This is a genomic window from Chitinophagales bacterium (assembly GCA_017303415.1).
Classification (GTDB): Bacteria; Bacteroidota; Bacteroidia; order Chitinophagales; family Chitinophagaceae; genus SpSt-398.
In genome coordinates this window covers 2,901,209-2,913,956 of the sequence record JAFLBJ010000001.1, presented here as the reverse complement: position 1 = coordinate 2,913,956, position 12,748 = coordinate 2,901,209, and the positions used below count along the sequence as shown (strand labels likewise).

Here is a 12,748-nt window from a genome sequence, read left to right as displayed (position 1 = left end):
TATTATTTTGTAAATTACTCCATAAACTTGCCGGCATGCGCCCTTTCAAAATTTCCCTTCTTTATTTCTTATTTCTCGTTTCTAATTTCTTATTTTCTCTGACTTCCTCGGCACAGGAATTCGGTGGCAATCCGCCTTCGCACAAATGGAAACAGATCAATACGGATACGGTTCGGGTGATTTTTCCGTACGGGCAGGAGGCAAGGGCTCAGCGTGCAGCCTCGTTTATTCATGCCATGGCAAGGGATAGCGTTTCTGCTCTGGGTAAGAAACTCTTTAAAGTGGATGTGGTGCTTCAGAATCAAACCACCATCTCTAATGGGTATGTAGGCCTAGGTCCTTTTCGCAGTGAATTTTACCTGACGCCTTCCCTGAATAACTTTGAACTGGGAAGCCTGAACTGGGTCGATGCCCTCACCATTCACGAATACCGGCATGTTCAGCAGTTCAATAATTTTCGTAACGGAGCCAGCAAACTCATGCATACCCTTTTTGGTGAAGAGGGGCTGGCAGTAGCTATCAATGCATCCATTCCCGACTGGTTCTATGAAGGGGATGCGGTTTATAATGAAACCCGCCTGTCCTTGCAAGGTCGGGGTCGTCTTCCTTTTTTCCTCAACCAATACCAGGTTCTCTGGAATGAAGGAAAGAAATACAGTTGGATGAAATTGCGCAATGGTTCCCTGAAAGATTTTGTCCCTTCCCATTATCCCCTGGGTTATCTGCTGGTCAACTATGGCCGTAGTAAATACGGCCCATCCTTCTGGTCGAAAGTGACCAACGACGCCAGTGCCTTCAAGGGATTGTTCTATCCATTCCAAAAAGCGATCAAGACCCATGCCGGGGTGGATTATAAAACCTTTACCCGCGAAGCCTTTGATTATTATAAGGAGATACAGGCAACAGTTCCCGAGCAAGGGCAGGTGAATGTGTTGCCGGTCAATAAAAGATATCTGCAGAATGATCTCTTTCCTTACCAGGCAGGGGATGACTCACTGATCTTTTTACGGACAACCTATCGGCACAGACCGGCATTTTATGTGCATCAGCGTGGGTTACCCAAAAAGGTCCGGACCAGGGATATTTCCCTGGATGACCAATTCAGTTATCGTAATGGGAAGATCGTATATGCTGCATACCAGCCAGCTGTGCGTTGGGGCTGGCGTGACTATAGTGAATTGCGCTTACTGGATATTGAAACGGGTAAACAAAAAGTACTCACGAAGAAATCCAAATATTTTACACCTGATATTTCGCCAGATGGCGCTACAGTGGTCGCCGTTCAGATGACCGCTGAAGGAACCAATGCCCTTCATTTATTGTCCGCTTCGGATGGAAAATTAACCCGGGAATTGCCCAATACCGGACAATATGTATTTACCGATCCAAAATTTATCAATGATGATCAACTGGTAACGGCCGTGCGCTTACCCGATGGGCGAATGGCCCTGGGACGTTTTACCCTATCCTCGGGAGATTTGGATTGGGTTACGCCTCCTACCTATTCGGTGATCGGATATCCTCAGGTCAACAATAATCAGGTTTATTTTACAGCCTCTTACCAGGGTAATGATGATGTATTCTCTGTTTCACTTGATTCCAAAGAACTCAGGATCATAACACAGGGTGGGGGAGGATATTATTTTGTGAATGCCAGAGAGGATTCGGTTGTCTATTCCCGGTTTACAGCCGAAGGTTATCAGTTGGTGAAACAGGCCGTGGAGAAAGGTTCAAAACCTTTCTATCTGATGGAGGATCAATTGCCCCTTTTACGATTTCCTGTTGGCGGAACTTTGGATGGACGCACCGGATTCTTACAGGAGACCCTGGCTACCCGTTTTTCAGAAACAAAATACAAACAGGCTACCCGGTTGTTGAATTTCCATAGCTGGAGGCCTTATTATGAAGACCCGGAATTCCGTTTTTCATTATATGGTAATAATGTTTTGAACACGCTTGAGTCAGAATGGTATTATCTCTATAACCAAAATGAAAAGACCCATGCCCTGGGAATCACGGAGACATTTGGGGGTTGGTTTCCATACCTGAGTGTGGGAACCCAATTAACGTTTGCCCGGCAGGATTCGGTGAACAGCCAGCTTCGGCAATGGAACCAGTTGGATACACGTATAGGGTTTAATATCCCTTTGAACCTGACCAGAGGACGATTTTTCAATTTCCTGAATTTCGGGACCAATTATTTTCTGCGTAATGAGTTTAACACAGGGCCCAATAAAAATAATTTTACCACTAATAGTTTTACCTATCTCCAACACTTTATCAGTTGGAGCCAGCAGGTGCAACAGGCACGTCAGCATATATTCCCGCGGTTTGGATACAATGCCCAGGTACAGCATCGCCATGCAGTTACCAAATTTGAGGGGTATCAGTTCTTAGCCAATGGAAACATTTATCTGCCCGGGCTTCTGCAAAATCATTCGATCGTTCTTTCCGGAATTTTTCAGCAGCGGGATACTAGCCGGGCACTCTTTGCTAACCGTCTCGCCGGGGCCAGGGGATTTACCGATTATTATTTTTCGCGGATGTGGAAGATATCCGTTAACTATCACCTTCCTTTACTTCTCCCGGATTGGGGGGTTGGGAACATTGTCTACATCCAGCGTATTCGGGGGAATGGGTTTTATGACCTTCAACGCGTTTTTTCCAATAATAAATTACTATCCAGGGATCTTCGAAGCGTCGGCGCAGAGTTCTTTTTTGACACCAAATGGTGGAATCAATATGAGCTGACCTTTGGTTTCCGGATCAATCATCTGTTGGATGATGATCTGTTCTTGCAACGCAGGGCAGGAGATAATTGGTTTGAAATAATTTTGCCTGTGGCGATTATACCCAGGTAGACTTTTTTAACCACAGAGGCACAGAGACACAGAGGATATTTTTAATGGGTATTGTTAATGAAACGTTTTATGCCATTTTTTATTAATGGGACATTGAAATTGATAAGTAAACCTACTGGCAAATTTGATATTTTTAAATAGTTTATTATCTGGGCTTGGTGAATGGGATGAATAGTATCGACAGATTTTAATTCGATTATAATTGCTTCTTCAACGATAAAATCAAGCCTGAATTCCAGGCCAATATTTTGACCTTTGTATATGACGGGTAGTTTAACTTGTTCCTGAAAATCTAACTCCCTTTCTCTTAATTCCAACGCAAGGCATTTCTGGTATACGCTTTCTAATAATCCAGGCCCTAATTCTTTATGTATGTGGAAACAGCAGTCTATGATTATTTTTGTAATCCAATTGTATTCTTCCAGTTCCATTTTATTTCTAAAGCTAATAGATGAAGAAATACAATTAAATAAAAAAACCACATCAGAATATGTTATTTTTCTGATGTGGCAATGGTGAAAACCTCAAAATCCTCTGTGTCTCTGTGCCTCTGTGGTTTAAATCAATTCATGGTCTTCAAGGTATCTTTTATTGTCCTGATTTTGTCTTCTGTATCTGCTTTTTTCTTTTTTTCAAGTTCAATCACTTCTGGTTTAGCGTTTGAAATAAATTTTTGGTTATTTAATTTCTTTTCAGTCAAAGCCAGAAATTCTATTAAATAGGATAGGTTTTTTTCTAATTCTTGCTTTTGATTTTCTGTACTTACAGTTGTCGTCGGTACAAGAAAGAATTTGCGATCGGATGAAACTACTACAATTTGGTTTTTTATTGTTTCACCTATGTTATCTGGCAGCGAAATTGATTGATCAATTTTAATATTACATTGTTTCTCTAAAATATGGATAATATCCTTTATGTATTTGCCATATATTCTCCATGAAGTAGCATTCATATCAAAAGGAATAGGTTCGGATGGTTTAATGCCTGATTTGTTTCTGGCGTCTCGAATTTGAGAAATATCATCCTTGAGAAATTGGCCAATTTGTACTACTAAATTATCGAAATCTTGTTTCTGGCTGTATTGTTTAACACAAAGGTCATCCGATTGGTCCTGTAATAGGTGATAAATCTCCTCAGTTACAAATGGCATATAGGGATGCAGCAAATGGAGTAATTGTTCAAAATACTGGATTGTCTTCCGGTAGGTTTTTTCGGAAATAGGTTGGCCATAGGCAGGTTTGGCCCATTCAAGGTACCAGCTACAGAAGTCATTCCATATTAAGGAGTAGATGGTTTTAAGGGCTTCGCTCAGGCGGAAGTCCTTCATTAATTCGCTCACTTCCATTTCTGCCTGGCGAAGTCGCTGTTCAAACCAGGTTACGGCGAAATCGTTTTCCGTTTCTGTGGATGCAACAGTATTCTGTCCCCACATCCTTACCAACTTAAGTGCATTCCAGATCTTGTTATTAAAATTACGACCCTGTTCCAGTGTAGATTCGTCAAACAGCAGGTCGTTACCTGCAGGGGAGGAAATCATGATCCCAAACCGTACGGCATCGGCGCCATAGCGATCGATGAGTTCCAACAGGTCGGGGGAATTCCCAAGGCTCTTACTCATTTTCCGGCCTTGTTTGTCCCTTACCATGCCGGTGAAATACACATCATGGAAAGGTTTCTGTTGTTTAAATTCCATTCCGGCCATGATCATACGCGCAACCCAGAAGAAGATGATATCCTGTCCGGTAACCAATACCGAGGTGGGGTAGTAATAGTTGATTTCTTTATTGCCCGGCTCGGTGATGCCATTGAATACCTCAATGGGCCAAAGCCAGGAGGAGAACCAGGTGTCCATGACGTCAGGATCCTGGGTGAGATCCTGAATCGTGAAACGTGAACCATGTATGCTCGTCAATTTCGCGAAGGCTTCTTCACGGGTGGCGGCAACGGCAAATTCACCGGTTGGGGTGTACCAGGCAGGGATCTGTTGACCCCACCAGAGTTGCCGGCTGATACACCAGTCTTTTACATTTTCCAACCAATATTTGTAGGTGGCCAGGAATTTCTCACCTGGATGAATGCGAATACGTCCTTCCAATACTTCCTTAAGGGCCGGCTCGGCCAATTCTTTCATCTTCACAAACCATTGGGTAGAGATCCGGGGCTCCACCACGGCATTGGTACGTTGCGAATACCCCATGCGGGTGCTGTACTCTTCTTCCTTTACCAGCAGGCCGTCAATCTTTAATTTTTCCACCGCCGCTTTACGTGCCTTGAAACGGTCCATGCCTACAAATACCTGGGCCGCTTCGCTCAGTGTACCATCCTCATTCAATGTGTCAATAACCGGGAGATTGAATTTCAATCCGAGGTTATAGTCATTGATATCATGGGCCGGGGTAACCTTAAGGGCGCCGGTTCCAAAATCAAGCGATACGTATTCATCATAAATGATCGGTACGGGTTTGTTAATAAGCGGTACGATCACATATTTTCCCTTCAGGTGGGTATAGCGCGGGTCATTGGGATTCACACAAACTGCAGTATCCCCCATAATGGTTTCCGGGCGTTGGGTGGCAACGGTTATATATTCTGACGACGGATCTGTGTTGGTTGATGAGGGGTTGTCTGTTACATAATATTTTACATAATACAGCTTACCGGTGATATCCTTGTATTCCACTTCTTCATCACTCAGGGCTGTTTTGGCTTCGGGGTCCCAGTTGATCATACGGGCGCCGCGATAGATCAATCCTTTTTCATACAGGTTGATAAAAATCTCGATCACCGCTTTGTAGTAATGATCATCCATGGTGAAGTTCACCCGGTTCCAATCTACACTACATCCCAGTCGCTCGATCTGATTATAGATGATTCCACCATATTTTTCTTTCCATTCAAAAGCGTAGCGAAGGAATTCCTCACGGCTCAGGTCGGCTTTTTTGATCCCTTTTTCCTTTTCAAGCATTTGCACCACTTTCGCTTCCGTGGCGATGGAGGCGTGATCACTTCCGGGAACCCAGCAGGCATTGAATCCACTCATCCGCGCACGACGGATCAGGATATCCTGTACCGTTTCATTGAGGGTGTGGCCCATATGGAGCACACCGGTAACATTGGGAGGGGGGATGACCACCGTAAAAGGGGGCCGGTTGTCGGGGTGACTTTCAAAATATTTCTTTTTTTTCCAGTGGGAGGTCCATTTGGTTTCCGTGGTCCCTGGTTCAAAGTTTTTGCTCAGTTCCATAATGAGCGGCAAATTTACATCTTCTTCCTGACCTCCTCACAGATATAGACGATCCCTTCATGTACTTCTTCGATGGCCCGGAGTATCTCCGCAAAGGGTGAACTTTTGGTCACATAACCCCTGGCACCGTTGTCTAACATACGTTGGGCATAATGGGGGTGGGTATTCATGGAAAGGCCGATCACCCGGACAGCGGGTTCGCTATCCAGGAGACGGCGGGAGGTCTCAAACCCATCGATCGGGGTCATATTGACATCGACCAGAACAACATGCGGTTTTAATTCGGAAGCCAGGTCTATGGCATCCAATCCGTTGCTACAATCAGCCACCACTTCAATATGGCGGATATCTTTAAACAGTTGTTTCAGCGAAGCCCGAACCATTTCATGGTCTTCGACCAGAATGATACGGATGAGGTTTTTTTCCATTCTTACATTCATTGTAGGCCATTCTAACAGCGCCTGCTTTTCAAGACTCTGTCTGGAACTTCCAGGTTGCAAATTGCAATGAGAAATACGTATTTCTACCTAAATTCAGTTAGTATTTTTACTAAGAATAAAGGATTGAAAATTAGGTTTTTAAAGGTGATTGGGTCACTTAAGGGTAGAAAGCAAGGGGATGGAAATCGATTCTAAGCAGTAAAAATACTGAAATACAAAAGTAGAAACACTCGTGAATATTACCAAGTATTTTTACAATATTATTTTATAGGCCAGATGGAGGGGAAAGAGGGGTCAGGGCTGCTTACTCCTCAAAAAGAACCCTATTTTCGCCCCCAGAAAATTGGAAAACATGCAAAGAGAATTGACTTCCTGGTACAGCCCTTCCCTGAACAAAGAAATGCCGATCGCAACCTATGGGCATTACGGTTTCGCGTTATTGTTGGTGCCCACGGCATCCGCGGATTACCTCGAGTATGAGCGCTTTCAATTGATGGATCATGTTCGGCCATGGGTGGAGGCCGGAAAGGTTAAGATATACTCCATTGACAGCATCAACAATGAAAGCTGGATGAATAATCACATGCACCCGTATGATAAGGTGGTACGCCACAAGCAGTGGAACGACTATGTGTACAACGAGGTGGTGCCCTTTATCCGAAATTCCAGTAGTCCCGAGACACCGATCATTACCTGCGGGGCATCCTTTGGTGCCTTGCACAGCATGAACCTTTTTCTCAAACGTCCCGACCTGATCAACGGAGTCATTGCGATGAGTGGGGTATATGAATTGACTGAATATACCAAGGGGCATTTTGATGAAGACGTGTACTTCAATAGCCCGATGCACTATATGCCCAACCTGTCCGATCACGGCATACTGGAACAGATCCGCCGCAGTGGACATATTCATATCCTCTCCGGTAGCGGCGATTATGAAGACCCTACCAGTGCTGGTCGCTTTGCCCGGATCTTGTATGAAAAAGGGATCTGGTATGAATTAGATATCTGGGGCAAAGAATGGAAACATGATTGGCCAACCTGGAAGGCCATGTTGCCGCATTATCTCGAGACCAGGTTTTAAAAGAAAGGCATAACCACAGAGACACAGAGGCACAGAGAGCCTGGAATTCCCTCCAATATTTTGGTTTGGCGTTTGTTTAACCCAAAGCCATTAAATTAGGAAAATGTATTTTTTCCTCTGTGTCTCTGTGACTCTGTGGTAGCCCTCTACCTTAAAGTTATCCTCAAAAATGAGAAAGGTCAGCATTTCCTCCGACCGTTCTCATTGTAAGCTGGTTCTGGTCTGTCTACTTTCACATCAGATTCAAACCGGATTACCATGCCTACAAAGAATACGGACCTGAATCGTTATGTCATCTGGATAGATCAGAAAAAAGCCCTTATCGGAAAATTTGATGCGGAGGATCATTTCACCTGTATCACCCTCCGGTCTGGACTGGGAAGACGCACACGATTCGAAGGGGAAACATCCAATAAGACCCGGGTAGGGGCACAAACGCGCAACAAGCAAACACAGACGCAGGAAAAACATAACCAGGAATTTCTCCATTTTTGCCGCGAGGTTATTGGTCAGATCGAACAAGTCAGTTCCCTGTTGATCCTTGGCCCGGGGGAGATGAAATTTTTACTCGAGAATGAACTCACCTCCTTACCCCGTTTTCAAATGGTCTGGTTCGAAGCCCAGGCGGCTGATAAAATGAGCATACCACAATTAAATGAAGCCGGGAAAAAGCATTATCATATACTGAGTTCGGAGTGAAGACGGATATCCTTTTTCCTGGTTCAATAGGCCTTTATACCTGTTCCATTCGGAACTTGAGAGCTTCATTTGTATCCGGAGAACCAATGGGATAGTGCTCCTGTTCATATTTTTCAATTAGAATGCCTAAAACTTCCAGTTCATCTCCATCTTTACTGCCGGGCTTTGCATCAAATATGATTTCCAGCCGGGAAAGAGCTGCATGGTAGTCCTTTTTGGTTTTTATGGGTTTGATAATAATTGTATTAGGATAAATTTTATACCAGGTGTCTTATGGATATGGGTTTAATTGCCAAAGTTATTAGTTTGAAATATGCGCAATAATGAAAGCTTAGAATGGGTGTTGGATTTTAATAAATGAATTTCAGAGAATTACATTTAGTAATTATCAATATACTAGCCTTCTTTTAATAGTTCATTTCCCTTTTCCCAGAATTTGGATAAATTATCATTTAATTTATTAAGATTTTCAGGAATATCATCATTTGAATTAATCCAATTACATGCCTCTTTTACAATAGCGTCTAATTCAGCAATTTGCCTGCTAATTTCAGGGGTTTCGGAAACGTAAATATTCGTCCGCAGTTTTATAATTGATTCATAACATTTATTTATATCATCTCTTGTTTTGAACATATACTCTTTATATGTATAGTAGGAGTGGGTGATTAATCGAACAAGTTGGTTATCAATTATTTTATAGATCTGAATGGCTTCAATTTTCGCATCATTCTTCCTGTTAATTTTATACTGATTTTCTTGTTCAGCATTTAAGCGAATGAAATTATCCATATCGTTTTGAACTTTGGCAAGCTTATATTGGACTAGTTCAACAGATTGCAAGGTTTTGGTCATTGTATCTTGGGTGGCATCAATTTTTTGTTGAATTTTTAGTATTGTTGAGGCATCCACTTTTATACTTTCAATGTTTTTACCATCTTGTTTATTTTTCAATTCAGAAAAGAAGGATTTCCGAAGGGTAAAAAAGGCAATTATAACGGCGCCTATAAATATCATCCAATCATTTGGACTCAAAGTTTTAAAATAATACATGACATTTATTTTTTAAGTTATTGTAAGTAATTAAAGTACAATATTGTATGCTTAGTAACCTTGGTTCCTATTTTTTTTTGATTTTACTATTCTTTTCGACAAACAATCCGGCTGTGTATTTATCATACAACTCAAATAGGAATTCAATTCTTTTTGTTTCATTGGGAAAAGGCTGAGGCCTGTAACATAAATCAACTGCCTTGTCCAGTGCTTGGTGAGCCTTAACTAATACAGGCGGCATTGTGTTAGGGTCATACAAATCTGCAAGGGTGCTATCGGAGAATTGTGCCCTTGTATCTAATACTACTTGTGCTGCCTTTTCAACAGTCTCTTTTTGTTTTTCTGTTGCATTGTCAGGCCACGGGAAATTATTATACACGATGCTTGCAGAGTATCTATATCTACTTTCTAACCTACCACATGTATATTTTATCCAAGCCATGTGCATTTCCGATGTTAAAACTCCGAAATGAAATTTGTTGGCATTGGGCAAGACATATATTTGATTTGAAGCAATAATGTCTGGTGTTAGAAAAGCTATAGGGATATATTTCCTGTTTTCCGAAGATAAAGTTGGGAAAGCAAGATACTTAGAATTAGGCTGACGTACTTCAGCAAATAGCATTGGTGTGTCAGCAAGCTTTTTTGTTGTAGCTCTGTTGCTATTAGCTCTCCAAAGTTTAACTGCTTCGATTCTTTTCTTAATCTTCTCAATATTTCTAATCTCATTTGGTGAAGCATTTAATAGCCACAGACAATATCTTTTTTCAGAATAAAGAAGTTCTCTTCCCCCAATGAACGGTTTGATATATTTAGCAGCATCAGGATTGGAAAGCACTATATCATCTTTTTCATCCTCTGAAAGTGTATAGTTTCCATCATCTAAAGCAAAACTGCCATAAACGATTTCATTAATTTGGCAAACCGGCTTTTTTCTGTTTTGGATAAGTATATCATTGCCTTCAACCAAGTAAGGATTTATGTTTTTAACTTTTAACTCATGTGCCTCACCTTTGGCATCTTCGTATTCAAAGAGCCTTTTTTCAGGGCTATCAAAATTTGAAAAACCAATAATTACTACACTTACACCTGCATTTGATTTTGCTTCATTACTCCATTTAAAAGTACTGTGAGCAAAATGAATTTTTATCTTACTCTTAAAAAACAATTCATTCCATAAAACTGCTACTTGTTCCCCTTGTGAAATTGAGTTTGTGCTCACAAAAGCAACCATTGTTTTTGGCAAATTCTTCTCTTCAATTTGGTGTTGAGTTAGGTAAGTGGCTGCTTTAATGTACCATGCCGAAACATAATCAAGGATTCCTGCTCCATTAATTCCAGAAAATATTAACTCCATGTCATTTTTTTGGGTTCCACTTTGTTCTTTTTTCCCAATAAAGGGAGGATTGCCTAATATATAATGGTACCGTGGCTGTTCTTTCTCCCAAGGCATTGGTTCAATAAGACTTTGCCAATCTATTCTTAAAGCATTTCCCTGTTTGATAGTTGCACTTTTTCTTAATGGCAGTCTTACATAATATTCCCCAAAGGTTTCACTTGCAAGCATGTTCATTTGATGGTCTATTAACCACATTGCTACTTGCGCTATCTGTGCCGGGAATTCCTCATACTCTATACCATAGAACCTATCAACATCAATCTGTAAGTAAATACCGATATCTGTGACTGCCTGTTGCTTTTTCAGACTGTCTTTCAATAATTCTTTTATTACTTCTATTTCCAGTAATCGAAGTTCTCGGTATGCAACAATCAAGAAGTTTCCACACCCACAACTTGGGTCAAGAAAACGAAGTTTGCTTATTTTGTTATGGAACTTCTCTACACTTATCCTACTTTCTTTCTTTACCTTCTCAAATTCCTTCCAAAGTTCATCCAGAAAAAGGGGTTTTATCAATTTCAGGATATTCTTTTCACTGGTATAGTGTGCCCCTAAATTTCTTCTTGCCTTTTCATCCATTACGGACTGGAACAGTGAACCGAATATAGCCGGCGAAATACGTCCCCAATCCAGTGAACAGCATTCCAGGAGAATGTTTCTCATCTCACTGTCGAATGCTGCTGTAGGTAAATGCTCTTCAAATAGCTTTCCATTAACGTAAGGAAAAGCTTCTAAGTTTTCATCAAGATTTTTAAGCCTGCTCTCTTTGGGAGTATTCAACACTTCAAATAGTTGGGCAAGGTGGGGGGCTAAATCACTTCCATCGGGTGCAGTCTTTAAATCCAAATATTCATTGAAAATGCCTCGTTCAAAAATATTTGTATCATCAGCAAACAAACAGAACACCAACCTAACCAGATATACTTCAAGGTTATGGCCTGTGTAACCAATAGCCTTTAGCTTGTCGTGGAGCTCACCCATTAACTCTGCAGCATCAATGTTAACCGGGTCTTGCTCCTTATAGGTTCTTTTCTTATACCCGGCAATCTCACTGAACAAGCCGACATGGTTTACAAAATCTGAGATTTTAAATTCGGTCTGTGAGCCGTTATCGAGGTCATAAAGCCTGAATCTCTCAAAATCACTGACAAGTATGTATTTGGGAAGTTCTTTGTCTGTAAGGCCAGGAAAATACTCTTTGGCCTGTTGAAATGCCTTATCCAGGTTTTTTCCACGGCTTTTGTGTTCAACTAGTATCATTCCCTTCCAGAGTAGGTCTATATAGCCATGTTTGTCGTTGACTTTTTTAACCTGTTGTTCAAAGGTGGCAACCCGTCTCCTGGAAATTCCAAAGACGTTAAAAAAGCCATCCCAAAATGATTTGGCTTCTGCCTCTTCATTTGTTTCCTTTTCCCATTCCTTTGAAAACGAAGTGGCTCTAGTTTTAATTTCATTCCAACTAAGTGGCATAAGGTTTGTAAGGTGTTGGTTTCCTGCAATATACAAAAATGTCATTCCCGGATCTTGTCGGAGACAATAGAAAGTTCCCTTTTTTTGATGAAAATGGGGTATTGTGGGTTAATCGGGGTTTTGGGAAGCAATAAGGTGTTCTATCTTCTTCCTGTTTTTCCAACCTTTTATCTTTTGCTCCCGTTGGTAGGCATCGCTTTTTGTCTGAATTTCTTCTGTGTGCATTATCACCCAATCATGGTTGGTTCCTGAATATCCTTTGTGATTAGAGTTATGTTTTCTCAAACGCCCATGAATGGCCCCCCCTGTATGACCAATATAGAATTTGCCCTTTTCCTGGGAATAGAGAATATAGGTTATATACATAGGGATAGGTTTAAATAGAAAAAGCCTTCACTTGGTGAAGGCTTTTTGTGGGAGTTGACGGGATCGAACCGCCGACCCTCTGCTTGTAAGGCAGATGCTCTGAACCAGCTGAGCTAAACTCCCTTTGATCCC

General features: G+C 41.5%; 9 protein-coding genes and 1 tRNA gene. 3 read left to right on the top strand and 7 right to left on the bottom strand.

All coding sequences use genetic code 11. The annotated features are described in order from the left end of the window. Positions 1 to 35: 35 nt before the first annotated feature. Positions 36 to 2,861: a hypothetical protein gene (locus J0M30_12620; protein MBN8668335.1), complete on the top strand. Its 2,826-nt coding sequence runs from the start codon at positions 36 to 38 to the stop codon at positions 2,859 to 2,861. A 41-nt stretch (positions 2,862 to 2,902) separates the two neighbouring features. On the opposite strand, the gene J0M30_12615 is transcribed toward J0M30_12620, so the two are convergent. The 3 genes from J0M30_12615 to J0M30_12605 form a co-directional block, all read right to left on the bottom strand. Continuing rightward, on the bottom strand, positions 2,903 to 3,292 hold the full coding sequence (locus tag J0M30_12615) for a GxxExxY protein (GenBank protein MBN8668334.1): 390 nt from the start codon (positions 3,290 to 3,292) through the stop codon (positions 2,903 to 2,905). 131 nt (positions 3,293 to 3,423) lie between these two features. After that, positions 3,424 to 6,105 (bottom strand): valine--tRNA ligase, encoded by a 2,682-nt coding sequence (locus J0M30_12610; protein ID MBN8668333.1) that lies wholly within the window; start codon positions 6,103 to 6,105, stop codon positions 3,424 to 3,426. Positions 6,106 to 6,119: 14 nt separating this feature from the next. Then, positions 6,120 to 6,533, bottom strand: coding sequence for a response regulator transcription factor (locus J0M30_12605; protein ID MBN8668332.1), 414 nt, complete (start codon positions 6,531 to 6,533; stop codon positions 6,120 to 6,122). Positions 6,534 to 6,897: 364 nt separating this feature from the next. Between J0M30_12605 and J0M30_12600 the strand changes: the two genes are divergently transcribed. Continuing rightward, a complete protein-coding gene (locus J0M30_12600; GenBank protein MBN8668331.1) occupies positions 6,898 to 7,629 on the top strand; it encodes an esterase in 732 nt (243 codons plus the stop codon). Between the two features lie 258 nt (positions 7,630 to 7,887). Next, positions 7,888 to 8,328, top strand: coding sequence for a hypothetical protein (locus tag J0M30_12595; protein MBN8668330.1), 441 nt, complete (start codon positions 7,888 to 7,890; stop codon positions 8,326 to 8,328). Between the two features lie 396 nt (positions 8,329 to 8,724). On the opposite strand, the gene J0M30_12590 is transcribed toward J0M30_12595, so the two are convergent. The 4 genes from J0M30_12590 to J0M30_12575 form a co-directional block, all read right to left on the bottom strand. Next, positions 8,725 to 9,381, bottom strand: coding sequence for a hypothetical protein (locus tag J0M30_12590; protein MBN8668329.1), 657 nt, complete (start codon positions 9,379 to 9,381; stop codon positions 8,725 to 8,727). A 67-nt stretch (positions 9,382 to 9,448) separates the two neighbouring features. Continuing rightward, the gene (locus J0M30_12585; GenBank protein MBN8668328.1) at positions 9,449 to 12,295 is read right to left on the bottom strand and encodes a class I SAM-dependent DNA methyltransferase; all 2,847 of its coding nucleotides are present in this window, start codon (positions 12,293 to 12,295) and stop codon (positions 9,449 to 9,451) included. Positions 12,296 to 12,358: 63 nt separating this feature from the next. Beyond that, positions 12,359 to 12,616 carry a GIY-YIG nuclease family protein gene (locus J0M30_12580; GenBank protein ID MBN8668327.1) on the bottom strand — a complete coding sequence of 86 codons (258 nt, stop codon included), beginning with the start codon at positions 12,614 to 12,616 and terminating at the stop codon, positions 12,359 to 12,361. A gap of 48 nt (positions 12,617 to 12,664) precedes the next feature. After that, positions 12,665 to 12,739: transfer RNA gene (locus J0M30_12575), tRNA-Val, on the bottom strand. Between the last annotated feature and the right edge of the window lie 9 nt (positions 12,740 to 12,748).

Excerpts from the sequence above, each read along its gene's own strand:
- J0M30_12620 (MBN8668335.1), top strand. The coding sequence starts at position 36 with ATGCGCCCTTTCAAAATTTCCCTTCTTTATTTCTTATTTCTCGTTTCT.
- J0M30_12615 (MBN8668334.1), bottom strand. The coding sequence starts at position 3,292 with ATGGAACTGGAAGAATACAATTGGATTACAAAAATAATCATAGACTGC.
- J0M30_12610 (MBN8668333.1), bottom strand. The coding sequence starts at position 6,105 with ATGGAACTGAGCAAAAACTTTGAACCAGGGACCACGGAAACCAAATGG.
- J0M30_12605 (MBN8668332.1), bottom strand. The coding sequence starts at position 6,533 with ATGGAAAAAAACCTCATCCGTATCATTCTGGTCGAAGACCATGAAATG.
- J0M30_12600 (MBN8668331.1), top strand. The coding sequence starts at position 6,898 with ATGCAAAGAGAATTGACTTCCTGGTACAGCCCTTCCCTGAACAAAGAA.
- J0M30_12595 (MBN8668330.1), top strand. The coding sequence starts at position 7,888 with ATGCCTACAAAGAATACGGACCTGAATCGTTATGTCATCTGGATAGAT.
- J0M30_12590 (MBN8668329.1), bottom strand. The coding sequence starts at position 9,381 with ATGTATTATTTTAAAACTTTGAGTCCAAATGATTGGATGATATTTATA.
- J0M30_12585 (MBN8668328.1), bottom strand. The coding sequence starts at position 12,295 with ATGACATTTTTGTATATTGCAGGAAACCAACACCTTACAAACCTTATG.
- J0M30_12580 (MBN8668327.1), bottom strand. The coding sequence starts at position 12,616 with ATGTATATAACCTATATTCTCTATTCCCAGGAAAAGGGCAAATTCTAT.